Consider the following 25,067-nt stretch of genomic DNA (forward strand, 5'->3'; position numbering starts at 1 on the left):
AGATCAACGCGCAGAACTGCGTGCACTGCAAGACCTGCGACATCAAGGACCCGACCCAGAACATCGTCTGGGTCACGCCCGAAGGCGGCGGCGGACCGAACTACAGCTCGATGTGACGCCCGACCTGCTCCACCCGGGAGCAGGGTAATGCCGAGCGCCTGCTCGCTCGCACGCGACTAGATTGCATGCACCTGCTAGATGTCCCGGCGGTTCGCGGCAGGTCGTCGTGTCAACCGTCGCGAAGTCAGCAGGAGACAAGCATGACGCAGGAACTCAGGCAGGTCGCGGACGCGGTCCTCGCCGGCACGGTCGGCCGCGCCGGTGGCGCGCCGGGGGTGGTCGCGATGGCCACCGACCGCAAGGGCAACTTCTACGAGGGCGCCGCCGGCAAGCGCGAGTTCGGCCAGGACGCGCCGATGACCACCGACTCGGTGATGGCGATCTTCTCGACCACCAAGGCCATCACCGGCACCTGCATCATGCAGCTGGTCGAGGAAGGCAGGATCGCCCTCGGCGACGCCGCGAAGCAGTACGTGCCCGAGATCGCCGAGCTGCAGGTGCTCGACGGCTTCGATGCCGCCGGCCAGCCTCGGACCCGCGCGCCCCGGCGCGACATCACGATCGACGACCTGATGCTGCATACGTCGGGCCTGTGCTACGAGTTCTTCAGCCATGACGACCTGAAGTACCGCACCGCCAAGGGCATCCCGACCGTCGTGTCGAGCAGCTTCGCCTCGGTCCGCACCGTGCTGCTGCACGACCCGGGCGAGAAGTGGACCTACGGCGTCAACATCGACTGGCTCGGCCGCATCGTCGAGCAGCAGCGCGGCAAGCGACTCGGCGAGGTGATGAAGGAGCGCGTCTTCGCGCCGCTGGAGATGCAGGACATCGCCTTCACGATGACCGACTCGATGAAGACGCGACGCGCGACGCTGCACGACCGCGCCCAGGACGGCAAGCTCACGCCGCTGCCCGACCTGGTGCTGCCGCAGCCGCCCGAGATGGACATGGGCGGCCACGGCCTGTACGCCACCGTCGGCGAGTACATGAAGTTCATCCGCATGATCCTCAACGACGGCAACGGCCCGAACGGCCGCGTGCTGAAGGCCGAGACGGTCGAGGCGATGTCGAGGAACGGACTGCCGGGCCACATGACGAGCGGCGGCTGGACCACCTCGATCGCCTCGCTCAGCAACAGCGGCGAGTTCGATCCCGGCATCAGGAAGACCTGGGCCTACACCTTCCAGCGCAACGAGGAGCCGACCCGCAGCGGCCGCCCCGCGGGGTCGCTGATGTGGGCCGGGCTGGGCAACCTCTACTACTGGATCGACCGCAAGAACGGCGTCGGCGGCTACTGGGGCTCGCAGATCCTGCCGTTCCAGGACTGCGCGTCCTATCCGGGCTTCGTGGAGTTCGAGACGGCGGTGTATGCGGGGCTGAAGCGCTGAGGCGGCAGGGGGCCGAAGCGGCAGCGGTCATCGGCGCGGTGCGGAGTGTTCTCCGCGCCGCGCCGAGACCGCGGGTGCCTTGCTGCGCAACGGCTACCGCGACCGAGCTCTGATCACTGCTCAGCTGTCGTACTTGAACGACAGCGACACGCGCGCTCGATAGGCCACGACCTTGCCGCCCTCGACCTTCATGTCGAGCTTGGTGATCTCGGCGACGCGCAGGTCGCGCAGGGTCTTGGCGGCGGTCGCGACCGCGCTGCTGGCGGCGTCCTCCCAGGACTTGGAGCTGGTGCCGATCACCTCCACCACCTTGTAGACGGCGTCTGCGGACTTCTTGGCCATGTCGTCCTCGCGTCGGTCGTTGAAGAACGACCCATCCTAGGCGCGCCCCGGCGGCGACGTACCCAGGAAAACGCGCGGCCAGCCGCCACAATGCGGGCGCCCTCCCGCTGCCACCGACGCGCCCCGACCCCGCATGAACGCCGACGACGTCCGCAAGGTCCTGCTGCTGCGTGCCTTCGAGTCCCCGACCACCGCGCCCTGGACCGAGGCCGACGCCACCTGGGCGAGTGCCGAGACCGCACGGCTCGAGGGCGAGGCGGCCGCACCGGACCGATGGATCGCGCGCCGCGCCGACATCGCGCTGCAGCGTCTCGCCGAGCGCGTCCCCGCGACCACCACCGCGCTCGCGGCCGACCGGCGTGCAGACCTCGCGTGGCTGCTGGTGCCGCTGGCCTTCGCGTGCGGCGCGGCGATCGACGCGATCGGGCCGACCGGCCGCCTCAACATCATCGCCCTGCCGCTGCTGGGCGTGCTGGCCTGGAACCTGGCGGTCTACCTGCTGCTCGCGTGGCAGGCCCTGAGAGGCGGCGGCGTCGGCCGGCTCGGCGGCTGGCTGCACGCCCGCGTCATGCGCGTCGTGCGCCGTGGCGGCGCGCCCGAGGCGCTGGCGCGCTACGCCGCCGACTGGACCCGTGTCGGCGCGCCGCTGCATGCGCAGCGCCTCGCCGCGGTGCTGCACGCCGCCGCCGCGGCGCTGGCCCTCGGCCTGCTCGCGTCGCTCTACGTGCGCGGCCTCGCCTTCGAGTACCGCGCCGGCTGGGACAGCACCTTCCTCGGCCCCGAGGACGTGCAGCGCCTGCTGTCCGTCGTGCTGACCCCGGCGCTGACGCTGACCGACAGCGTGCTGCCGAGCGCCGAGCACCTGGCGGCGCTGCGCTTCTCCGACGGCCCGGGCGAGAACGCCGCCCCGTGGATCCACCTGCTGGCGCTCACGGTGCTGCTGGTGGTGCTGCTGCCGCGCAACCTGCTGGTGGCGTGGGCGGCATGGCGCGCGCAGCGCCTGCAGAAGGAGCTGCCGCTGGCCCTGGATGCGCCCTACTTCCGGCGACTGCTGCCGGCCCGTCACGCGACGCGCATCGCCGTGCGCGTGCTGCCGTACAGCTACAAAGTCGACGCCGCGCTGCAGGCGGGACTGCAGGCCGCGCTGGAGCGGGCGCTGGATGCCGACGTGGCGCTGCAGCTCGCCGACAGCCTGCCGCTCGGCGGCGAGGACACGCTCGACGACCGGCTCGCCGGCATCGACCCGCACACCGTGCTGATGCCGCTGCTGGCCCTGACCGCGACGCCCGAGCGCGAGACCCACGGCGCCTTCCTGTCGGCACTGGCGGCCCGGCGACGCGACGACGCGCGCGCGCTGGTGCCGATCGACGAGTCGGGCTTCCGCGCCTTCGACGAGGCGCGCCGCGCGCAGCGCCGCGCCGCCTGGCGGTCGATGCTGTCCGACCTGGGCTTGACGCCGCTGTTCGTCGACCTGGCGTCCGGCGAGCTGGTCGCCGTCGACGAGGGCGCGTGATGCAGATCGCGCTGAGCCTGGTTTCGCACACCAACGTCGGCAAGACCACGCTGGCGCGCACGCTGCTGCGTCGCGACATCGGCGAGGTGCGCGACGAGGCCCATGTGACCAGCGAGGCCGAGCGCCATCCGATGATCGAGTCGCCGGCCGGCGATCGCCTCGAGCTGTGGGACACGCCCGGCTTCGGCGACAGCCTGCGCCTCGCGAAGCGCCTGGCGCAGCGCGGCAATCCGCTCGGCTGGTTCATGACCGAGGTCTGGGACCGCTTCCGCGACCGCGGCTTCTGGCACAGCCAGCGCGCGGTGCGCAACGTGCTGGAGCAGGCCGACGTGGTGCTCTACCTCGTCAACGCCTCCGAGGCGCCCGAGGACAGCGGCTACCTCGACCCCGAACTGCAGGTGCTGACCCTGATCGGCAAGCCGGTGCTGGTGCTGCTGAACCAGCTCGGCCCGCCGCGGCCGCCGGCCGATGAAGCGGCGCAGGTCGAGGGCTGGCGCCGCCACCTGGCCGGCCGGGCGATCGTCCGCGAGGTGCTGGCGCTCGACGCCTTCGCGCGCTGCTGGGTGCAGGAAGGCCGGCTGCTGCAGGCCATCGCCGACGCGCTGCCGGCCGAGCCCGCCGCACGGCGCGCCGCCTTCGAGCGGCTGCGCGAGGCCTGGGATGCACGCAGCCGCACGATCTTCCAGGCGGCGATGCGGGTGCTGGCGCAACGCCTTGCGCGCGCTGCACGCGACCGCGAGGAGGTGCCCGACAGCGGCTGGACCGACAAGCTCAAGCAGCTGGGCAGCGCGATGGGCCTGTTCGCCGAAGGCGGCGCCGCGCCGCGCGAGCGCGCGATGCAGGCGCTGGCGCAGCGCCTGGACGCCGACGTCCGCACCAGCACCGACCGACTCATCCGCCTGCACGGCCTGGACGGCCATGCCACCGAGGTCGTGCTGACGCGGCTGGCCGAGCACTACGCGGTGCGCGAGCCGCTGAGCGAGGGCAAGGCTGCGCTCTGGGGCGGGGCCGTCGCCGGCGCGCTGGCCGGCCTGAAGGCCGACATCGCCACCGGCGGCATGACGCTCGGCGGCGGCCTGCTCGCCGGCGGCCTGCTGGGCGCACTGGGCGCGGCGGGCCTCGCCAAGGGCGTGAACCTGGTGCGCGGCGTCGACAAGCCGACCCTCGCGTGGACCGACGAGGTGCTGCTCGACCTCGTCCAGGCCGCGCTGCTGGGCTACCTCGCGGTGGCGCACTACGGCCGCGGCCGTGGCGACTGGGCCGAAGGCGAGGCGCCGGGCTTCTGGCGCGCGGCGGTCGACGCGGCGGTCGACGGCCGCGCCGAAGCCCTGCGCGTCGCGATGCGCGCCGACGACACCGATGCGCTGGCGGCGCGGCTCGGCGCGACGACCACCGCGCTGCTGCAGTGCCTCTATCCGAAGGCCGCATGAGCGCATCGATGAGCGCGTCACCGCGGCCCCGTCGCGTGTTCATGCTCGGCGCCACCGGCACGATAGGTCGTGCCACCGTCCGCGCGCTGCTGCGGCGCGGGCACGAGCTGGTGTGCTTCGTCCGACCCCGCGCCGGGGGGCACGGCGCGCGGCTGCCGGCCGGCGCGACGGTCCGGCTCGGCGACGTGACCGACCCGGCCTCGCTGGCCGGCGACGGCTTTCGCGGCGAACGCTTCGACGTGCTGCTGTCCTGCCTGGCCTCACGCACCGGCGCGCCGCGCGATGCCTGGGCCATCGACCACCAGGCCCATGTGCATGCGCTCGACGCCGCACGGCGCGCCGGCGTGTCGCAGGTCGTGCTGCTGTCGGCGATCTGCGTGCAGAAGCCCGTGCTGGCCTTCCAGCACGCCAAGCTGGCCTTCGAGCAGCGGCTGATCGAGTCCGGACTCGCCTGGTCGATCGTGCGGCCGACGGCCTACTTCAAGTCGCTGTCGGGCCAGGTCGACCGGGTGCGGCAGGGCCGGCCCTTCCTGGTCTTCGGCGACGGCCGGCTGACGGCCTGCAAGCCGATCGCCGACGACGACCTGGCCGACTACCTGGCCGACTGCGTGGACGACGAGCGCCTGCGAAACCGCATCCTGCCGATCGGCGGGCCGGGCCAGGCCATCACGCCGCGCCAGCAGGGCGAACGGCTGTTCGAGCTGCTGGGCCGGCCGCCGCGCTTTCGCCAGGTGCCGCTGAAGCTGCTCGACCTCGTCGTCGGCGCGCTGGCGGGCGCCGGGCGCGTCGTGCCGGCGCTGGCCGACAAGGCCGAGCTCGCCCGCATCGGCCGCTACTACGCCACCGAGTCGATGCTGGTGCTGGACCCGTCGACCGGCCGCTACGATGCCGATGCCACGCCATCGACCGGAACCGTCACGCTGTTCGATCACTACGCGCGCCTGGTCCGCGGCGAGGCCGTGCACGAGCGCGGCGAGCACACGGTGTTCTGATTCGCCACCGAAGCCCCTCCGAAAGCCCCGATGAGCCCACGTGCACCGCTCCGCCCGTCCGACCTGCGCGGCGCCGCGCGCCTGGCCACCGATGCCACGGCCGGCCTGACCGACCTGGTCGAGGCGCTGCACGAGCGCATCGCCCGCGGTCCGATCGCCCGTGAAGCGGCGCTGGCCGGCCGCACCCGCGGCATCACCGGCCTGGTCTACAAGAGCATCCGCGGCGTGACGCGCGTGGTCGGCGGCAGCCTCGACGCGCTGCTGGGGGCGCTGGCGCCCGCGCTGGGCGGCATCGGCAGCAAGCTCGAAAGCCCCGAGCGCGAAGCCATCGTGGCCGCGCTCAACGGCGTGCTGGGCGACTACCTGGCGGCCACCGGCAACCCGCTGGCCACGACGATGGCCTTGCGCAGCGGCGGGCGCGCGCTGCCGCTCGAGCGGCCCGCGCTGGCCGCGCGCCTGCCCCAGGCCGGCGGTCGCCTGCTGGTGCTGGTGCACGGCCTGTGCATGAACGACCTGCAGTGGTCGCGCGACGGCCACGACCACGGCGCAGCGCTGGCCCGCGACCTGGGCTTCACGCCCGTCTACCTGCACTACAACAGCGGCCAGCACGTGTCGATCAACGGCCGCGCGCTGGCCGGGCAGCTGGAGTCGCTGCTCGACGCCTGGCCGCGGCCGCTGGAGCGCTGCGTGATCGTCACCCACAGCATGGGCGGCCTGCTGGCGCGCAGCGCGCTGCACCACGCCGCCGCAGGCGGACTGCGCTGGCCGCAGCGCCTGGACGACCTGGTGTTCCTGGGCACGCCGCATCACGGCGCGCCGCTCGAGCGCGCCGGCAGCTGGATTGACACCGTCCTGGGCGCCGTGCCCTATGCCGCGCCCTTCGCGCGCCTGGGCAAGCTGCGCAGCGCGGGCATCACCGACCTGCGCCACGGTTACCTCGTCGACGAGGACTGGGTCGGCCGCGACCGCTTCCAGCGCGGCGCGGACCACCGCCAGCACCTGCCGCTGCCGCGCGGGCTGCGCTGCCACGCGATCGCCGCCAGCATCGGCCAGCGCCGCGGCGACCTCAAGGACCGCCTGCTCGGCGACGGCCTGGTACCGCTGGACAGTGCGCTCGGCCGCCACGCGGACCCGGCGCGCACGCTGGCCTTCGCGAAGAGCCGGCAGTGGACCGCACGACTGCAACCACATGGAGTTGCTGAGCCGCCGCGAGGTCTACGAGCAGTTGCGAAGACGCCTCGCCGCCAGCGGCAGCACGCCGTCCCTAGAATCGGCTTCACCTTCATCCGACCAGGACGTACCGCGATGATCCCTGCCCTCGTTCGATTGCTCGCAGGTGTCGGCTGCGCCGCCCTGTCCACGCTGGCCGCCGCGCAGGCACCCAGGGTCGAGGTCCAGTGGCTGGGCCAGGCCGCGGTCAAGATCACCTCGCCCGGCGGCAAGGTCATCGTCATCGATCCCTGGCTGATCACCAATCCCAAGACGCCGCCCGAGTACAAGAAGCTCGAGGCGCTGGGCAAGGTCGATCTCATCCTCGTCACGCACGCGCACTTCGATCACATGGCCGACGCGCCGGCGCTGTCGGCGCTGAACAAGGCCCGCGTCTACGCGCCGGCCGGTCTGGCCGACTCGATGACGACGCTGGGCGTGATGCCGGCCGAGATGGCGCCGCGCTTCAACAAGGGTGGCGTGGTGCTGCCCTTCGGCGCCGACGGCGGTATCCGCATCATCGCCACGCATGCCGAACACAGCTCGGAGTTCCGCTGGCGCAACCCGGACACCGGCAAGGACGAGATGCGCCTCGGCGGCGAGCCGCTCGGCTTCATCGTCGAGCTGGAGAACGGCTTCCGGATCTACCACATGGGCGACACCGGCATCTTCGGCGACATGAAGCTGATCGGTGACCTGTACAAGCCCGACCTGATCCTCATCCCCATCGGCAACCACTTCGTGATGCCGCCGCAGGACGCGGCGCTGGCGACGCGCGAGATGCTCAAGCCGAAGTTCGCGATCCCCATCCACTACGGCACCAACCCGCTGCTGCGCGGCACGCCCAAGGAGTACGTCGACGCGATGGGCAGCGCACCGACCAAGGTGCTGGTGCTGGAGCCGGGGGACAAGACCGTCTTCTGAGCCCCTGGGCCGTCACCAGGCCGGCTTGCGCTTCTCGATGAAGGCCTGCACGCCTTCCAGCGCGTGCTCGTCCATCATGTTGCAGGCCATGGTCTGCGAGGCCTCGTTGTACGCCGCCTCGATGCCGCTTTCGATCTGCCGGTAGAACAGCTGCTTGCCCATCGCCACTGCGACGCGCGGCTTGGCGACGATGCTGGCGACCAGGGCCTCGACGGCGGCGTCCAGCTGCTCGGGCTCGGCGACGCGGTTGACCAGGCCCTTGGCCTGCGCCTCGTCGGCCGAGATGAAGTCGCCGGTGACCAGCATCTCGAAGGCCGCCTTGCGCGACAGGTTGCGCGACAGCGCGACGCTGGGTGTCGAGCAGAACAGGCCGAGATTGACGCCGCTGACCGCGAACTTCGCCGTGCGGGCCGCCACCGCCAGATCGCACATCGCGACCAGCTGGCAGCCGGCGGCGGTGGCGACGCCGTGCACCTTGGCGACCACCGGCAGCGGCAGCTTCTGCAGCGCCATCATCACCTTGCCGCACTGGCCGAACAGCGTGCGGTAGTAGTCCAGCGAGGGCGCGCTTCGCATCTCCTTCAGGTCGTGGCCGGCGCACCAGGCCTTGCCGGCCGCGGCCAGCACCAGCACGCGCGCGGTCTCGTCCCTGGCGACCGCGTCGAGCTCGACCTGCAGCGCCTCGAGCATGCCTTCGGACAGCGCGTTGAAGGCCTGCGGGCGGTTCAGCGTCAGCGTGATCACGCCGCGGTCGTCGCGCTTGCGCAGCACCAGGGGTTCGTGGGTCGTCGTGGTCATGGTCGCGCTTCCTTCACTCGATGGCACTGGCCGAGCGGACCCGCTCGCGCAGCTGGAACTTCTGGATCTTGCCGGTGGAGGTCTTCGGGATCTCCTCGAAGCGGATCTCGCGCGGGACCTTGTAGCCCGCCAGCAGCGACTTGCAGTGGGCGACCAGCTCGGCCGCCGTCACCTGGCCGTCCGGCTTGATCTCGACAAAGGCCACCGGCGTCTCGCCCCACTTCGGGTCGGGCCGGGCGACCACCGCGCAGGCCATCACCGCCGGGTGGCGGTAGAGCGCGTCCTCGACCTCGATGGAACTGATGTTCTCGCCGCCGCTGATGATGATGTCCTTGCTGCGGTCCTTGATCTTCACGTAACGATCGGGCTCCATGACCGCCAGGTCGCCGGTGTGGAACCAGCCGCCGTCGAAGGCCTTGGCGGTGGACGCGGGGTTCTTGAGGTAGCCCTTCATCACGATGTTGCCGCGGAACATGATCTCGCCCATCACCTGGCCGTCGGCCGGCGTCTCGGCCAGCGTCTCGGGGTCGAGCACCGTCATGCCTTCCTGCAGCGCATAGCGCACGCCCTGGCGGCCGTTGAGGCGCGTCTGCTCGGACAGGCTCTCGGCGGCCCAGCGTTCGCGCTTGACCGCGACGGCCGCCGGTCCGTAGACCTCGGTCAGACCGTAGACGTGCGTGATGTCAAAGCCGATCTTCGCCATGCCTTCGATCATCGCGGCCGGCGGCGCGGCGCCGGCGACCATGCCGCGCACCTTCTGGGTGATCCCCTCGCGCATCGCAGCGGGTGCCGCGATCAGCAGGTTGTGAACGATGGGCGCGGCGCAGTAGTGGTCCACGCCATGCTCGCGCATCGCCTCGAGGATGGCCTGGGCCTCGACCTTGCGCAGGCACACGTGGGTCCCGCCCAGCATCGCCACGGTCCACGGGAAGCACCAGCCGTTGCAGTGGAACATCGGCAGCGTCCACAGGTACCTGGGAAAGTGCGGCATGGTCCAGGTCGCCGCGTTGCTGACCGCGTTGAGATAGGCGCCGCGGTGATGGGTGACCACGCCCTTGGGATCGCCGGTGGTGCCGCTGGTGTAGCTGACCGCGATCGCGTCCCACTCGTCGGCCGGGCCGTCCAGGCGCGCCAGCGGCGCGTGGTCGGCCAGCAGGGTCTCGTAGTCGACGCGGCCGAGGCGGTCGCCGGGGCCGAGGTATTCGCTGTCGCAGACGTCGATGACCACCGGCTCGCGGCCGTGCCCGGCCTTCAGCAGGCGCAGGGCCTCGGCCATCACCGGCGCGAACTCGCGGTCGGTGAGGACGACACTGGCCTCGCAGTGGTTCATCTGCCAGGCCAGCAGCGGCGCGTCGAGCCGCGTGTTCAGCGTGTTGATCACGGCGTTCAGCGCCGGCACCGCGTAGTGCGCCTCGACCATCTCCGGCGTGTTGGGCAGCATCGTCGTCACCGTGCTGCCGCGCGCCACGCCCAGGCTGCGCAGCGCCGCGGCCAGCCGCGCCGAGCGCTCGCGCGTCTGCGCCCAGGTATAGCGGCGCGCGCCGTGCACCACGGCCGGCAGGTCGCCGAAGACCTCGGCGCTGCGCTCGACGAAGCTCACCGGGCTGAGGGCCACGAAGTTGGCCGCGTTCTTGTCCAGGCCCTGGTCGTAGATGCTCATGATGGGCTCTCGCGAAAGGCGTTCACTCGATGGTCAGGCGCTGGAACCAGCGCGCGCCGACCGGCACGTCGTCTCGCAGCGTGGCCTTGAGCGGCGGCTTCGCGTCGGGCGGCGGCACGCCCATCGCCGTCAGGTCGACCGCCTGCAGCCGGCCGTCGAAGCCGCCGGCGGGCGTCGGCGTCAACGCGAAGTAGACACCTTCGGACAGCCGCGCGCCGTGATCACCGGGCCGGTTGCGCAGGAAGATCAGCGAATGCTCCAGCCAGGCCAGGTCGGCACGGCCGATCGTCCCGGGCTGCGGATACGGATAGGGCACGACGCACAGCTTCTCGCCCTGCCCGGCCACGCACTTGAACTCGCGCATCGACAGGAAGTGATCCTCGAGGCCAGGGAAGCCGAGCTGGATGCGGAAGGCCGTGCGGCCGTCGGCCTGCGGCGTGAAGACCACCTGGCCCAGGTCGACGCGCGAGCCGTCGCGCGCGTGCAGCACGATCTGGCGGGTGCCTTGCGGCAGGTCGCTGGCCGCGGCGGCGGCGCCCGCCAGCAGCAGCGCGCCGGCCGAGGCGAATCGAAGGCGAAGCAGCCAGCGGCAGATGCTCATCATCGTCGTTCCAGTATGGTACTGCGTCGCCGGGCCCGCTGCTAGGGAAGCCGCTAGGCGCTCGCGGCGGCGAGCGCCTGGTCGATGTCCCAGAGGATGTCGTCGACATGCTCCAGGCCGACCGACATGCGCACCATGTCGGGCAGCACGCCGGCCGCGCGCTGCTGCGGCTCGTCGAGCTGCCGGTGCGTGGTCGAGGCCGGGTGGATGATCAGCGTGCGGGTGTCGCCGATGTTGGCGAGGTGGCTCATGAACTGCGCGGCCTCGATGAAGCGGACGCCGGCTTCCAGCCCGCCCTTCACGCCGAAGGCCAGCAGGCCGGACGCACCGCGCATCTGCCGTTGCACCAGCGCGTGCTGGGGGTGGTCGGGCAGGCCGGGGTAGTTGACCCAGCCCACGCGCGGGTCGGCCTGCAGGAACTCGGCCACGCGCAGTGCGTTGGCGCAATGCCGCTCCATGCGCAGGTGCAGCGTCTCGACGCCCTGCAGGATCTGCCAAGCGCTCATCGGCGACAGCGCCGCGCCGTAGACGCGCAGCGTCTCCATGCGGGCGCGCATCGTGAAGCCGAAGTCGCCGAAGGTCTCGTAGAAGCGCACGCCGTGGTAGCCGGGCGAGGGCTCGGTCATGCCGGGGAACTTGCCGTTGTCCCAGGGGAAGCTGCCGCTCTCGACGACGACGCCGCCGAGCGTGGTGCCGTGACCGGCGAGGTACTTGGTCGCCGAGTGCACGACCAGATCCGCGCCGAAGGCGATCGGGTTGCACAGGAAGGGACTGGGCACGGTGTTGTCGATCACCAGCGGCACGCCGTGCGCGTGCGCCACCTCGGCGACCGCCACGATGTCCAGCACGACGAGGCTGGGATTGCCCAGGCTTTCGGCGAAGACGGCGCGCGTGTTCGGCTGCATCGCCGCGGCGAAGGCCTCGGGCTTCGTCGCGTCGACGAAGCTCGTGGCGATGCCGAACCTCGCGAGGTTGGTCGCCAGCATCGTGACGGTGCCGCCGTACAGCGCGCCGGCCGCGACGACGTGGTCGCCGGCCTGCAGGAGGGTCATCAGCGCCATCGCCTCGGCGGCCATGCCGCTGGCCGAGGCGATGGCGGCACGCCCGCCCTCGAGCGCCGCCACGCGCTCTTCCAGCGCGGCGACCGTGGGGTTGCTGAGGCGCGAGTAGACGTTGCCGAAGGTCTGCAGGTTGAAGAGGCTCGCCGCGTGGTCGGCGCTGTCGAAGACGAAGCTCGTCGTCTGGTAGATCGGCAGCGCGCGCGCGCCGGTCGCGGCATCGGGGATCTGGCCGGCGTGGATGGCCAGGGTTTCGGGCTTGAAGAGGTGGTCGGCCATGTTGCAAGGCTTCAGATCGGTCGCCTGGCGGAGATGACGCGGGTGTTGACGCCCGCCCAGTTGAGGCCGCCGAAGAGCCGCGCGTGCTCGATCTTCACGCAGCGGTCCATCACGGTGTCCAGGCCCGCCGCGCGGGCGCGGGCGGCCGCGGCCTCGTTCTTCACGCCGATCTGCTGCCACAGGCACCGGGCACCGATCGCGATCGCGCTGTCGGCGATCGGACCGACATCCTCGGTGCGGCGGAACACGTCGACCATGTCGACGGGCTCGGGGATGTCCTCGAGCCGCGCGTAGCAGCGCTCGCCGAGGATGCTCTCGTAGCGCGGGTTCACCGGCACGATCCGGTAGCCGTGCTGCTGAAGGTACTTGGCGACGAAGTGGCTCGGGCGGAACCAGTCGGCCGACAGGCCGACGATGGCCACCCGGCGGTGGTTCTTCAGGATGCGGCGCAGCGTGCTGATCTCGTCGGACATCGGGGCTCTCCAGACCGCGTGAACCATAACCGAAGGCCGCTTTCGCGACCCTGTTCGCGGCCGGCGCCGCGAAACCTGAAGTACACTTCCGATTGTCAGGAGAGCGCTCTTCATCGAGCCGCCGAAGGCGCAGAGGCCACCCCTCGAACGCTCAGGCAAAAGGACTGGCAAGCGCTTCCTGCAGCAGGATCCGGAAGCGTCCTCACTGGAGAGAGGTCGTCGCAAGGCGGCCCACCGAAGGGGCAAGCGGACCGTGGTGCCACACACCCGGGTCGCCAATCTCTCAGGTAAAGCGGACAGCGAGGGCAGAGGTTCCACCGGCAACGGTGGTGCACGCAAGCCCTTGGAGTCTCGATGTCCGCCACTGCCAGCCCCGTTCCTCCGCTGCTGACCACCCCGCTGCATTCGCTGCACCTCGAACTGGGTGCCAAGATGGTGCCCTTCGCCGGCTACGCGATGCCGGTCAACTACCCGCAGGGCATCCTGGCCGAGCACCGCCAGTGCCGTGACTCGGCGGCGCTGTTCGACGTCTCGCACATGGGCCAGTTGCGGCTGGTCGGGGACGATGCGGCGCGCGCGCTGGAGTCGCTGGTGCCGGTCGACATCGTCGGCCTGGGCGTCGGCAGGCAGCGCTACGGCTTCTTCACCGATGCCAGCGGCGGCCTGCTGGACGACCTGATGATCACGCGGCGCGAGGATGACCTGCTCGTCATCGTCAACGCCGCCTGCAAGGACGCCGACACGAAGCACCTGGTGACCCACATCGGGCACCGCTGCAGCGTCGTGCCCATGCCCGAGCGCGCGCTGGTGGCGCTGCAGGGCCCGAAGGCCGTCGTCGCGCTGTCGCGGCTGGAACCGGCGGTCGCGAAGCTCACCTTCATGACCGGCGGCGCCTTCCGCCTGCACGGCATCGACTGCTACCTCACGCGCTCGGGCTACACCGGCGAGGACGGATTCGAGATCTCGGTGCCGGCCGCGCAGGCCGAGGCGCTGGCCCGCGTGCTGCTCGAACAGCCCGAGGTGCGACCCGCCGGACTGGGCGCACGCGACACGCTGCGCCTGGAGGCGGGCCTGTGCCTCTACGGCCACGACATCCACGCCACCACCACGCCCGTCGAGGCCGGACTGTCCTGGGCGATCCAGAAGGTGCGCCGCGCCGGCGGCGCGCGGGCCGGCGGCTACCCGGGTGCCGACGTCATCGACGGCCAGCTGGCCACCGGCCCCAGCAACAAGCGCGTCGGCCTCGTCGGCCTGGAGCGCGTGCCGGTGCGCGAAGGCACCGAGCTCGTCGACGCCCACGGCCGCCGCCTCGGCCACGTCACCAGCGGCACGCTCGGCCCCACCGTCAACCAGCCGATCGCGATGGCCTATGTCGCCGCCAACCACGCGGCCGTCGCCCACGAGGTCTATGCGGTGGTGCGCGGCAAGCCCCTGCCGATGCGCGTGAGCCCCCTGCCCTTTGCGCCGCACCGCTACGTGCGCGGCTGATCCCTTCCCCTGCCGACCCCCACCCTCCAGGAGCGACCCATGACGACCAAGTTCACCGACGACCACGAGTGGATCAACATCGAGGACCACGAGGCCGCCGTCGTCGGCATCACGCTGCACGCGCAGGACGCGCTGGGCGACGTGGTCTTCGTCGACCTGCCCGAGGTCGGCAGGAGCTTCAAGAAGGGCGAGATCGCCGGCGTCGTCGAGTCCGTCAAGGCGGCCGCCGACCTCTTTATGCCGGTCAGCGGCGAGATCGTCGAGGTCAACGAGGCCCTGCGCGGCGACCCGGCCCTGGCCAACAGCGACCCGATGGGCGAAGGCTGGTTCTTCAAGGTCCACGTCAGCGACATGACCGAGTTCGACCAGCTCATGGACGGCCCCGACTACGAGAAGCTGCTGAAGGCGCTTTGAGCTGTTGTCGGTGATCCGTGATCTGTGATCGGACACCGCACCGGCCTCCCGCAACCGATCACTGATCACGAGTCACTGATCACCCCTCCCAGGAGCACACCATGCTCATGCCCACCGCCCTGTCCCTCGCCCAGCTCGAGAACGCCGACGAGTTCACGGCCCGCCACATCGGCATCGAGCCGGCCGAAGAGAAGCACATGTTGTCGGTGATCGGCAGCGCCTCGCGGCGCGCGCTGATCGATGCCATCGTCCCGGCCAACATCGCCCGCGCGACAGCCATGGACCTGCCGCCGCCGGCGACCGAGGCGCAGGCGCTGGCCGAGATCAAGGCGATCGCCGCGAAGAACCGCGTGCTGCGCAGCTTCATCGGCCAGGGCTACCACGGCACGCACACGCCGGGCGTCATCCTGCGCAACATCCTCGAGAACCCGGCCTGGTACACCGCCTACACGCCCTACCAGGCCGAGATCTCGCAGGGCCGGCTGGAGGCGCTGGTCAACTTCCAGACCATGGTCTGCGACCTGACGGGGCTGCCGATCGCCAACTCGTCGATGCTCGACGAAGCGACCGCCGCCGCCGAGGCGATGACGCTCGCCAGGCGCAGCGTCAGGAGCAAGAGCGACACCGTCATCGTTGCCGGCGACTGCCACCCGCAGACCATCGAGGTGATCCGCACGCGCGCCGCGCCGCTGGGGCTGAAGGTCGAGGTCGGCTTCGCGCCGGCGCTGATGGAGCAGCACGACTACTTCGCGGTGATCGCGCAGTACCCGGCCACCGGCGGCATGGTCCACGACATGCGGCCCTTCGTCGAGGCGGCGCACGCCAGGGGCGCCGCCTTCATCGTCTGCGCCGACCTGCTGGCGCTGACCCTGCTGACCCCGCCCGGCGAATGGGGCGCCGACATCGCCGTCGGCACGACCCAGCGCTTCGGCGTGCCGATGGGCGCCGGCGGCCCGCACGCCGCCTTCCTGGCCTGCCGCGACGAGTACAAGCGCTCGATGCCCGGCCGCCTGGTCGGCGTCAGCGTCGATGTGCACGGCAAGCCGGCCTACCGCCTGGCGCTGCAGACGCGCGAGCAGCACATCCGCCGCGAGAAGGCCACGTCCAACATCTGCACGGCCCAGGTGCTGCTGGCCGTGATCGCCAGCATGTACGCGGTCTACCACGGGCCGCAGGGCCTGAAGCGCATCGCGCAGCGCGTCGCGTCCTACACCGCGGTGCTGGCCCACGGCCTGCGCGCGATGGGCTTCCAGCTGCACGGCGACACCGCCTTCGACACGCTGACCGTCGAGACCGGCATCGAGACCGACGCGATCCTCGCGCGAGCGCTGGCCGGCGGCGCCAACCTGCGGCGCATCTCGCCGACGGCGCTGTCGATCGCGCTGGACGAGACGACGACCCGCGCCGACCTGGCCGCGCTGTGGTCCTGGTTCGCGCGCTCGCCCTCGATGGTGCCCAAGGTCGAGGCCTTCGAGCACGGCGCCGACCCGCTGATCCCCACCGAGCTGCGCCGCACCAGCGCCTACCTGACGCACCCGGTCTTCAACACCCATCACAGCGAGACCGAGATGCTGCGCTACCTGCGCAGCCTGGCGGACAAGGACCTGGCGCTCGACCGCACGATGATCCCGCTGGGCTCGTGCACCATGAAGCTCAACGCGACCAGCGAGATGATCCCCATCACCTGGCCGGAGTTCGCGCAGGTCCACCCCTTCGCGCCGGCCGAGCAGCTGGCCGGCTACGCCGAACTGGACGCGCAACTGCGCCGCTGGCTGTGCGAGGCCACCGGCTACGCCGGCATCAGCCTGCAGCCCAACGCCGGTTCGCAGGGCGAGTACGCGGGCCTGCTGGTCATCCACGCCTGGCACGCCTCGCGCGGCGAAGGCCACCGCGACATCTGCCTGATCCCCGAGTCGGCGCACGGCACCAACCCGGCCTCGGCCCAGATGGCCGGCATGAAGGTGGTGGTGACGAAGTGCGACGCCGAGGGCAACGTCGACCTCGAGGATCTGCGCGCCAAGTGCGAGCAGCACAGCGCGAAGCTCGCCGCGGTGATGGTGACCTACCCGTCGACCTACGGCGTCTTCGACCCGCACATCCGGGAGCTGTGCGCGCTGGTGCACCGGCATGGCGGACGGGTCTACGTCGACGGCGCGAACATGAACGCGCTGGTCGGTGTCGCGGCGCCGGGCGAGTTCGGCGGCGACGTGAGCCACCTCAACCTGCACAAGACCTTCTGCATCCCGCACGGCGGCGGAGGCCCGGGCGTCGGCCCGGTGTGCGTGGTCGAGGACCTGGTGCCCTTCCTGCCGGGCCACCGGACCGCGGGGGTGAACGGCCGGCAGCAGGTCGGCGCCGTCTCGGCGGCACCGCTGGGCAATGCTGCCGTGCTGCCCATCAGCTGGATGTACATGCGCATGATGGGAGCCGCCGGCCTGAAGGCCGCGACCGAGACCGCGATCCTGAGCGCCAACTACATCGCCGCGCGCCTCGCCGACCACTACGACATCCACTTCAGCGGCGGCGTCGACGGCCTCAAGGGCGGCGGCGTGGCCCACGAGTGCATCCTCGACCTGCGCCCGCTCAAGGAGAGCAGCGGTGTCAGCGCCGAGGACGTGGCCAAGCGCCTGATCGACTACGGCTTCCACGCGCCGACGCTGTCCTTCCCGGTCGCCGGCACGCTGATGGTCGAGCCGACCGAGAGCGAGTCGCTGCACGAGCTGGACCGCTTCATCGACGCGATGATCGCGATCCGCCTCGAGATCGCCAAGGTCGAGGAAGGGATCTGGCCGCGCGACGACAATCCGCTGGTGAACGCACCGCACACCGCCGAGGCCTTGCTGAAGGCCGACTGGCCGCACGCCTATGGCCGCGAGCAGGCCGCCTACCCGCTGCCCGGCCTGCGCCGCGCCAAGTACTGGTCGCCGGTCGGCCGCGTCGACAACGTGCACGGCGACCGCAACCTGTTCTGCAGCTGCGTGCCGCTCAGCGCCTACGAAGAGGCCGGCGTGTGACGCCCCAGCACCCCCAGCAGTTCGGCAGCGACAACTGGGCCGGCACGGCGCCGGAGGCGCTGGCCGCGTTGATCGATGCCAGCCGCGCCGGCCACGCGCCGGCCTACGGCGGCGACGCCTGGACCCAGCGCGCCTGCGACGCGATCCGCTCGCTGTTCGACCGCGAGGTCGAGGTCTACTTCGTGTTCAACGGCACCGCCGCCAACGCGCTGTCGCTGGCGGCACTGTGCCGCCCCTACGAGGCCGTGGTGTGCACGCCGCTGGCGCACATCGCGGTGGACGAGTGCAATGCGGTGGGCTTCTTCGGCCATGGCATCGCGCTGCTGCCGACCGCCGGCGACCCTGCTGCCCCCAGCGGCGCGAAGATGACGCCGACCGCGCTGCGCGCCGCCGCGACCGCCCGCACCGACCTGCATGCCCCCAGGGCCGCGGCCGTGAGCCTGACCCAGAGCACAGAACTCGGCTCGGTCTACTCGCTGGAGGAGTTGCAGGCGCTGACCGCCACGGCGCGCGAACTGGGCCTCAAGGTCCACATGGACGGCGCACGCTTCGCGAATGCGCTGGTCGCGCTGGGCTGCACGCCGGCGGCCATGACCTGGCAGGCCGGCATCGACGTGCTGTCCTTCGGCATGACCAAGAACGGCGCGCCGGCCGGCGAGGCGGTGGTGTTCTTCGATCGCGCGCTGGCCGAGGCCTTCGAGTGGCGGGCCAAGCAGGCCGGCCAGCTGGCGTCGAAGATGCGCATGGTCACCGCGCCCTGGGTCGGGCTGCTGGAAGGCGGCGCCTGGCTGCGCCACGCCGCGCACGCCAACGCCATGGCCACGCGGCTGGCCGACGCGATAGCCGCGCTGCCCGGCGTGGACCTCCTGCAGCGGCCGCAGTCCGACGGCGTCTTCGCCTGGCTGCCGCGACCCGCGGTCGAGTCGCTGCACGAGCGCGGCTGGCTCTTCCACGAGATGCTGCCGCCGCGCGAGGGCAAGATGGGCTGCCGCCTGATGTGCGCCTGGGACACCCAGGCCGAGACCGTCGACGCCTTCGCGGCCGACCTGGCCACGGCCTGCCGGGCCTGAAGCTTGCGTCGGCACACCGCATGGCCGTCTCCGTCTTCGACCTCTTCAAGATCGGCATCGGGCCGAGCAGCTCGCACACCGTGGGGCCGATGCGCGCCGCTCGGCTGTTCGTGCAGCGCCTGGCCGACGAGAACCTGCTGACGCGCACGGCGCGCATCCAGTCCGAGCTGTTCGGCTCGCTCGGCGCCACCGGCAAGGGCCACGGCTCGGACAAGGCCGTGCTGCTGGGCCTGCTGGGCGAAGCGCCCGACACGGTCGACGTCGACGGCATCGAGTCCCGGCTCGAGGCCTTGCGGGCCGCCGGCCGTCTGAGCCTGCTGGGCCGCCACGAGATCGCCTTCGACGAGCCGCGCGACCTGCTGTTCCGCCGCCGCCAGAGCCTGCCCTTCCATCCCAACGGCCTGCGCTTCACCGCCTTCGACGCGGCGGGCGCGGAGATCGCGGCCCGCAGCTACTACTCGGTGGGCGGTGGCTTCGTGCTGGGCGAGGAGGCGCTGGCCGACGGCGGCAAGCAGACGGCCATCGTGCCGGATGCAACGGTGTTGCCGCTGGCCTTCCACAGCGGCGACGAGCTGCTGGTCCGCTGCCGCGAGGTCCAGGGCTCGATCGCCGACGTGATGCGCCGCAACGAGCAGCACTGGCGCAGCGACGCCGAGATCGACGCCGGCCTGCTGGCCATCTGGCGCGTGATGCAGGCCTGCGTCGAGCGCGGCCTCAAGGCCGAGGGCGTGCTGCCCGGCGGCTACAAGGTCAAGCGGCGCGCCGCCAAGCTCTACCGCGACCTGACGGCCGACCCGACCGCGGCGCTGACCGATCCCCTGCAGGTGCTGGACTGGGTCAACCTCTACGCGCTGGCGGTCAACGAGGAGAACGCCGCCGGTGGCCGCGTCGTCACCGCGCCGACCAACGGCGCGGCCGGCATCGTGCCGGCCGTGCTGCACTACTACGCGCGCTTCATCCCCAGCGCCTCGGAACGCGGCGTCGTCGACTTCCTGCTCACCGCCGCCGCGATCGGCATTCTCTACAAGGAGAACGCCAGCATCTCCGGCGCCGAGGTCGGCTGCCAGGGCGAGGTCGGCGTGGCCTGCTCGATGGCCGCCGGCGCGCTGTGCGCGGTGCTGGGCGGCACGCCCGAGCAGGCCGAGAACGCCGCCGAGATCGGCATGGAGCACCACCTGGGCCTGACCTGCGACCCGGTCGGCGGCCTGGTGCAGATCCCCTGCATCGAGCGCAACGCCATCGCCTCGGTGAAGGCCATCAACGCCGCGCGCATGGCCCTGCGCGGCGACGGCAGCCACCATGTCAGCCTCGACCAGGTCATCAAGACCATGCGCGAGACCGGCGCCGACATGCAGACCAAGTACAAGGAGACCGCGCGCGGCGGCCTCGCGGTGAACATCGTCGAGTGCTGAGCGCCCGGTCGTCCCGTTAAACTGGATCGCAAGCCCGGCGCCGGCCACGAGCCTGTCGCCGCCCTCCTCCTGCCAGCGACACCCATGCTCGACAGCCTCGACACCACCGCCCGCCGCGCCGCCGCGGGCCTGCCCTCCTCGGTCTCGCACTGGGCCGTGCGCGGCGTCAGCGAGGTCTCCGAACAGCTGAGCGTGCGCGACGGCGTCGCCGAAGCCCCCCGGCGCAGCCGTGACGAGGGCGTGATGGTCACCGTCGTCGACGGTGGCATGGGCTACGCCGCCACGTCCGACGGCTCCGAGGCCGGGCTGGCGGCCGCCTTCAGGCAGGCGCAGGCGCTGGCCCGCGCCGCTGCCGGCAAGACGGTGTACGACTACGCTCGGGCACCGCGCCCGCGCGACAGCGGCCGCTATGCGAGCCGCGTCGAGCGCCCGGCGCGCGACGCGACGCTCGGCGACAAGCTGGCGCTGCTGGCCCGCGTCAACCAGGCCGCGCGCATCGATGCGCGCATCGTCGATGCGCAGACCAGCCTGTGGTCGGTGGCCACGGACCAGCTGTTCTTCACCAGCGACGGCATGCGCGCCGAGCAGCGCTTCGATTTCCTGACGCCGGCCGTGCAGGTCACGGCGCGCGACGGCAACGTGACCCAGGTGCGATCGAGTGCCGGCCAGTACAACGGCTTCTGCCAGCAGGGCGGGCTGGAGGTGCTGGACCGCGCGCACTTCGAGGGCGAGGGCCCGCGCGTGGCGCGCGAGGCGCTGGAGCTGGTGGCGGCCGGGCAATGCCCGACCGGCACGATGGACCTGGTGCTGATGCCCGACCAGATGATGCTGCAGATCCACGAGAGCATCGGTCACCCGCTGGAGCTGGACCGCATCCTCGGCGACGAGCGCAACTTCGCCGGCACCAGCTTCGTCACGCCCGACATGTTCGGCAGCTACCGCTACGGCAGCGAGCTGCTCAACGTCAGCTACGACCCGGGCCGCGCCCACGAATTCGCCGCCTTCGCCTTCGACGACGACGGCACGCCGGCGGTGCGCGAGATGCTGATCGAGCGCGGCATCCTGAAGCGCCCGCTGGGCGGCGCGCTGTCGCAGGCGCGTGCACGCGAGGCCGGCTTCGACCTCGGCGGCGTCGCCACCACGCGCGCCTGCAGCTGGAACCGCGCGCCGATCGACCGCATGAGCAACCTCAACGTCGAGCCCGGCGACGCGACGCTGGAGCAGCTGATCGGCAGCGTCGGCTACGGCGTCGTGATGCACACCAACTGCTCGTGGAGCATCGACGACTCGCGCAACAAGTTCCAGTTCGGCTGCGAGTACGGTCGCGTGATCCGCGACGGCCGCCTGGCCGAGGTCGTGCGCAACCCCAACTACCGCGGCATCAGCGCGACCTTCTGGCGCTCGCTGGCCATGGTCGGCGACGCCTCGACGATGCAGACCATGGGCACGCCGTTCTGCGGCAAGGGCGAGCCGTCCCAGGTGATCCGCGTCGGCCATGCCGCGCCGGCCTGCAAGTTCTCGTCGGTCGACGTGTTCGGCGGAGCGAACTGAGATGACGACGCTCACCGATCGCTCGCACTTCGAGACCCTGGCCGCCGCGTTGTGCGTGGCCGATGGCGTCGACCGCGTCAGCCTGACGCTCAATGCCGAGTCCTCGGACTTCCTGCGCTTCAACCGCGCGGCGCTGCGCCAGGCCACCCAGGTGCTGCAGGCCCAGGCGACGGTCGCGGTCGTGCGCGGCGCACGGCGCGCCGAGAGCAGCCTCACGCTGAGCGGCGATGCCGCTCAGGATCTCCGCCGCCTGCAGGCCGAGCGTGCCCAGCTGACGAGCGACCTCGACCTGATCCCCGACGATCCCTGGCTGCTGCTGCCCGACACCGCCACCCGCAGCGAGCGCGACGACGCCGGCGCGCTGCCCACGCCCGACCAGGTGATCGACGCGGTGCGCGAGCATGCGGCGGGCCGCGACTTCGTCGGCTTCTACGCCGGCGGACCGGTGGTGCGGGCCTATGCCGACAGCCTGGGCTCGCGGCACTGGCACCGCGTCGAGAGCTTCCACTTCGACTGGTGCCTGTACCAGGCGGCCGACAAGGCGGTGAAGACCGCCTATGCCGGCACGCAGTGGTCCACCACCGAGTTCGCGCGGCGCGTGCACGAGGCCGCGGCGCGCGTCGAGCTGCTCAAGCTCGACGCCCGCACGCTGGCCCCCGGCGCCTACCGCGCCGCCTTCAGCCCCGCGGCGATGAACGAGCTGCTCGGCGCGCTGGGCTGGAGCGGCTTCAGCCTGAAGTCGCGGCGGACCGGCGTGTCCTCGCTGCTGCAGCTGGCGCATGGCGATGCCCGACTGCACGCCGGCTTCCACCTCAGCGAGGCCACCGGCCTGGGCATTGCGCCGGCCTTCACCGCCGACGGCTTCGTCAAGCCTGCCGAGGTGTCGCTGGTGCGCGCCGGCCAGGCCGCCGACACGCTGAATTCGCCGCGCTCGGCGCGCGAGTACGGCCTGCCGGCCAACGGTGCCAATGCCGAGGAGTCGCCCGACTCGCTGAGCCTGGCGCCCGGCGCCCTGCCCCACGAGCGCCTGCTCGAATCGCTGGGCACGGGGCTGTACGTCAGCAACCTCTGGTACCTGAACTACAGCGACCGCCAGGCCTGCCGCATGACCGGCATGACACGCTTCGCCTGCTTCTGGGTCGAGGACGGCCGGCTGGTCGCGCCACTGAACGTGATGCGCTTCGACGACGGCTTCCTGCGCATGTTCGGCGAGGGCCTGGTCGGCCTCACCGACCGCGCCGAGATCGTGCCCGAGAGCGACACCTACCAGATGCGCCAGCTCGGCTCGATCACCACGCCGGCGGCGGTGATCGAGGGCTGGAAGCTCACGCTCTAGGCTCGATCACTCCGCGATCGCCGGCGTGCCCGGCTGGGCGGCGGAGCCGCTGGCGGAGACCGCCGCCGTCCTGCGCCCGCGCGCGAGGTAGCTGTAGAGCACCGGCACCACCACCAGGGTGAGCAGCGTCGAGGTGATCACCCCGCCGATGATCGCGCGGCCCATCGGCGCCTGGATCTCGCCGCCCTCGTCGAGCGCCAGCGCCAGCGGCAACATGCCGAAGACCATGGCCGCGGTCGTCATCATGATCGGGCGCATTCGCACCAGGCCGGCCTCGAGCAGCGCGTCGGGCACGCTCGCGCCGCGCCGTCGCGCATGGTTGGCAAAGTCGACCAGCAGGATCGCGTTCTTGGTCACCAGGCCCATCAGCATCACCAGGCCGATCATCGAGAAGAGGTTCAGCGTCGATCCGGTGATCAGCAGCGCCAGCATCACGCCGATCAGCGCCAGCGGCAGCGAGGCCATGATCGCGACCGGCTGCAGGAAGCTGCCGAACTGCGAGGCCAGCACGATGTAGATGAAGATCACCGACAGGCCGAGGGCCGCCAGCATCGCGGCGAAGGCCTCCTGCTGCTCGCGGGTCTGGCCGCGCACGTCGAAGCGGTAGCCGGGCGGCAGCGTGGTGGCATCGACCAGCTTCTGCACGTCGGCGCCGACATCGCCCGAGGGCCGGCCCTGCACGCCGGCATAGATCGCCTGGCGGCGCTGCAGGTCCTGGCGCTTGATGACGTCGGGGTTGCTGATGGCGACGATGTCGGCCACGCGGCCCAGGGCGATCGGCGTGCCGTCGGGCGCGTAGGCCACCGGCAGCGCCTCGAGCTGCGCCGCGTTCTCGCGCGATGCCGTGGGCAGGCGCAGCTCGACCTCGACCTGCTCGCCGTCGGGAGCCGTCCAGTAGGTCGCGATGTCGCCGTTGACGAAGGCGCGCAGGCTCGCGGCCAGGTCGGTCGAGGTGATGCCGAGCTGGCGCACCGCATCGGGCTTCAGGCGCACCGCATAGGCCGGCAGGCCCGGCTTGACCGAGGTCTCGAGGTCGGTCACGCCCTTGATGGCCCGGACCTTCTCGGCCAGCTTCAGCGTCTCGGCGTCCAGCACGGCCGGGTCGGGCCCGAGCAGCGCGATGTAGATCGGCCGCTGGCCGAGCGAGACCTCGATGCCCGGGATCGGCAACAGCGCCTCGCGGATCGCCTCCTCGACCTGCTTCTGCGAGCGCGCGCGCTGGTCGCGCGGCTTGAGCTGCACGCCGAGCTGCGCCTGGTTGCGCTGCTGGCCGTCGCCGGCCTCGCCGATGGTCGACGACACGAGTCGCACCTCGGGCATGGCGCGCACCGCCTGCTCGACCTGCGCGATCTTGTCGCCGGCACGCGTGAGGCTGGTGCCGACCGGCAGGCGCACGTTGAGCTGGATGTAGCTGTTGTCGGTCTCGGGGATGAACTCGCTGCCGACCGCCGGCACCAGCGCGATCGCACCGACGAAGCTGGCCGCGCCCAGGCCCAGCACGATGCCGCGCGGCGACAGCGTGGCCAAGCGCAGGCGCCGCGGGCTCGCACGGTCGCGCGAGCCGTCGGCCACGAAGCCGTGGCCGTAGGCCGGTAGCGGCAGGCGGTAGCGGCGGCCGCTGAAGATCCAGCGGATCAGCGCCTCGTAGATCGCGTGCAGGCCGTCCAGCGCGCGGTCGGTGCCGCGCATCAGGTGGCCCAGCACCGGCAGCCGGGCCAGCCGCGAGGTCGGCGGGTCCTTCCAGAGGCTGGACAGCATCGGGTCGAGCGTGAAGCTGACGAACAGGCTCACCAGCACCGCGACGGTGACCGTGATGCCGAAGGGGAAGAAGAACTTGCCGACGATGCCTTTCATGAAGGCCACCGGCACGAACACCGCGCAGATCGCGAAGGTGGTGGCCAGCACCGCCAGGCCGATCTCGTCGGTGCCCTCGCGCGCCGCGGTGTGGTGGTCGGCACCCAGCCGGATGTGGCGCACGATGTTCTCGCGCACGACGATCGCATCGTCGATCAGCAGGCCGATGCACAGCGACAGCGCCATCATCGTCATGAAGTT

At 71.5% G+C, this 25,067-nt stretch carries 20 protein-coding genes and 2 riboswitches; of the genes, 13 read left to right on the forward strand and 7 right to left on the reverse strand.

Annotated elements, in window-relative coordinates; genetic code table 11:
• Together QZV97_RS15705 and QZV97_RS15710 are read left to right on the forward strand one after the other, a co-directional pair.
• A partial coding sequence (locus QZV97_RS15705; RefSeq protein ID WP_295644356.1) for a 4Fe-4S dicluster domain-containing protein occupies window positions 1-116 on the forward strand: 116 nt, incomplete at its 5' end.
• Between the two features lie 144 nt (window positions 117-260).
• Window positions 261-1,448 (forward strand): serine hydrolase domain-containing protein, encoded by a 1,188-nt coding sequence (locus QZV97_RS15710; RefSeq protein WP_295644167.1) that lies wholly within the window; start codon window positions 261-263, stop codon window positions 1,446-1,448.
• Window positions 1,449-1,568: 120 nt separating this feature from the next.
• Here QZV97_RS15710 and QZV97_RS15715 read toward each other — a convergent pair whose 3' ends face one another.
• Window positions 1,569-1,790, reverse strand: coding sequence for a dodecin family protein (locus QZV97_RS15715; protein ID WP_295644170.1), 222 nt, complete (start codon window positions 1,788-1,790; stop codon window positions 1,569-1,571).
• A 133-nt stretch (window positions 1,791-1,923) separates the two neighbouring features.
• Here QZV97_RS15715 and QZV97_RS15720 point away from each other — a divergent pair, with 133 nt between their 5' ends.
• Genes QZV97_RS15720 through QZV97_RS20930 form a run of 4 tightly spaced genes read left to right on the forward strand, consistent with a single transcriptional unit; the run spans window position 1,924 to window position 7,858 of the window.
• On the forward strand, window positions 1,924-3,303 hold the full coding sequence (locus QZV97_RS15720; protein ID WP_295644173.1) for a DUF2868 domain-containing protein: 1,380 nt from the start codon (window positions 1,924-1,926) through the stop codon (window positions 3,301-3,303).
• Window positions 3,303-4,733 (forward strand): DUF3482 domain-containing protein, encoded by a 1,431-nt coding sequence (locus QZV97_RS15725; RefSeq protein WP_295644176.1) that lies wholly within the window; start codon window positions 3,303-3,305, stop codon window positions 4,731-4,733. The genes QZV97_RS15720 and QZV97_RS15725 overlap by 1 nt, the downstream gene beginning before the upstream one ends.
• A gap of 8 nt (window positions 4,734-4,741) precedes the next feature.
• Complete coding sequence (locus QZV97_RS15730) at window positions 4,742-5,725, forward strand: NAD(P)H-binding protein (RefSeq protein WP_295644179.1); 984 nt, start codon at window positions 4,742-4,744, stop codon at window positions 5,723-5,725.
• A 30-nt stretch (window positions 5,726-5,755) separates the two neighbouring features.
• Entirely contained in the window at window positions 5,756-7,858 is a 2,103-nt protein-coding gene (locus tag QZV97_RS20930; RefSeq protein ID WP_366558910.1) for a metal-dependent hydrolase, read from the forward strand.
• Between the two features lie 12 nt (window positions 7,859-7,870).
• Here QZV97_RS20930 and QZV97_RS15745 read toward each other — a convergent pair whose 3' ends face one another.
• Genes QZV97_RS15745 through QZV97_RS15765 form a run of 5 tightly spaced genes read right to left on the reverse strand, consistent with a single transcriptional unit; the run spans window position 7,871 to window position 12,727 of the window.
• Window positions 7,871-8,656, reverse strand: a complete 786-nt coding sequence (locus QZV97_RS15745; protein WP_295644182.1) for an enoyl-CoA hydratase — start codon at window positions 8,654-8,656, stop codon at window positions 7,871-7,873.
• Between the two features lie 13 nt (window positions 8,657-8,669).
• The gene (locus QZV97_RS15750; protein ID WP_295644185.1) at window positions 8,670-10,316 is read right to left on the reverse strand and encodes an acyl-CoA synthetase; all 1,647 of its coding nucleotides are present in this window, start codon (window positions 10,314-10,316) and stop codon (window positions 8,670-8,672) included.
• A gap of 22 nt (window positions 10,317-10,338) precedes the next feature.
• Window positions 10,339-10,920: a hypothetical protein gene (locus QZV97_RS15755; protein WP_295644189.1), complete on the reverse strand. Its 582-nt coding sequence runs from the start codon at window positions 10,918-10,920 to the stop codon at window positions 10,339-10,341.
• Window positions 10,921-10,970: 50 nt separating this feature from the next.
• Window positions 10,971-12,254: an O-acetylhomoserine aminocarboxypropyltransferase/cysteine synthase family protein gene (locus QZV97_RS15760; RefSeq protein WP_295644193.1), complete on the reverse strand. Its 1,284-nt coding sequence runs from the start codon at window positions 12,252-12,254 to the stop codon at window positions 10,971-10,973.
• Between the two features lie 11 nt (window positions 12,255-12,265).
• Window positions 12,266-12,727, reverse strand: a complete 462-nt coding sequence (locus QZV97_RS15765) for a CoA-binding protein (RefSeq protein ID WP_295644198.1) — start codon at window positions 12,725-12,727, stop codon at window positions 12,266-12,268.
• Between the two features lie 86 nt (window positions 12,728-12,813).
• Window positions 12,814-12,904, forward strand: a riboswitch (glycine riboswitch).
• A gap of 18 nt (window positions 12,905-12,922) precedes the next feature.
• Window positions 12,923-13,037: riboswitch (glycine riboswitch) on the forward strand.
• A 44-nt stretch (window positions 13,038-13,081) separates the two neighbouring features.
• Between QZV97_RS15765 and gcvT the strand changes: the two genes are divergently transcribed.
• From gcvT to QZV97_RS15800, 7 genes are all read left to right on the forward strand, one after another.
• Window positions 13,082-14,215 (forward strand): glycine cleavage system aminomethyltransferase GcvT, encoded by a 1,134-nt coding sequence (gene gcvT / locus QZV97_RS15770; protein WP_295644204.1) that lies wholly within the window; start codon window positions 13,082-13,084, stop codon window positions 14,213-14,215.
• A gap of 39 nt (window positions 14,216-14,254) precedes the next feature.
• On the forward strand, window positions 14,255-14,629 hold the full coding sequence (gene gcvH, locus QZV97_RS15775; protein ID WP_295644251.1) for a glycine cleavage system protein GcvH: 375 nt from the start codon (window positions 14,255-14,257) through the stop codon (window positions 14,627-14,629).
• A gap of 101 nt (window positions 14,630-14,730) precedes the next feature.
• Complete coding sequence (gene gcvP, locus QZV97_RS15780) at window positions 14,731-17,643, forward strand: aminomethyl-transferring glycine dehydrogenase (protein ID WP_295644264.1); 2,913 nt, start codon at window positions 14,731-14,733, stop codon at window positions 17,641-17,643.
• Window positions 17,640-18,713 (forward strand): beta-eliminating lyase-related protein, encoded by a 1,074-nt coding sequence (locus tag QZV97_RS15785; protein ID WP_295644276.1) that lies wholly within the window; start codon window positions 17,640-17,642, stop codon window positions 18,711-18,713. Before gcvP ends, QZV97_RS15785 begins: the two co-directional genes overlap by 4 nt.
• Before the next feature lie 20 nt (window positions 18,714-18,733).
• On the forward strand, window positions 18,734-20,125 hold the full coding sequence (locus QZV97_RS15790) for an L-serine ammonia-lyase (RefSeq protein WP_295644306.1): 1,392 nt from the start codon (window positions 18,734-18,736) through the stop codon (window positions 20,123-20,125).
• Window positions 20,126-20,209: 84 nt separating this feature from the next.
• Window positions 20,210-21,676: a TldD/PmbA family protein gene (locus QZV97_RS15795; protein WP_295644320.1), complete on the forward strand. Its 1,467-nt coding sequence runs from the start codon at window positions 20,210-20,212 to the stop codon at window positions 21,674-21,676.
• A gap of 1 nt (window position 21,677) precedes the next feature.
• A complete protein-coding gene (locus QZV97_RS15800) occupies window positions 21,678-23,012 on the forward strand; it encodes a metallopeptidase TldD-related protein (RefSeq protein ID WP_295644331.1) in 1,335 nt (444 codons plus the stop codon).
• 6 nt (window positions 23,013-23,018) lie between these two features.
• Here QZV97_RS15800 and QZV97_RS15805 read toward each other — a convergent pair.
• The coding region (locus tag QZV97_RS15805; RefSeq protein ID WP_295644343.1) for an efflux RND transporter permease subunit at window positions 23,019-25,067 on the reverse strand (2,049 nt) is incomplete at its 5' end.

Source organism: uncultured Methylibium sp., assembly GCF_902826655.1.
GTDB lineage: Bacteria > Pseudomonadota > Gammaproteobacteria > Burkholderiales > Burkholderiaceae_C > Methylibium.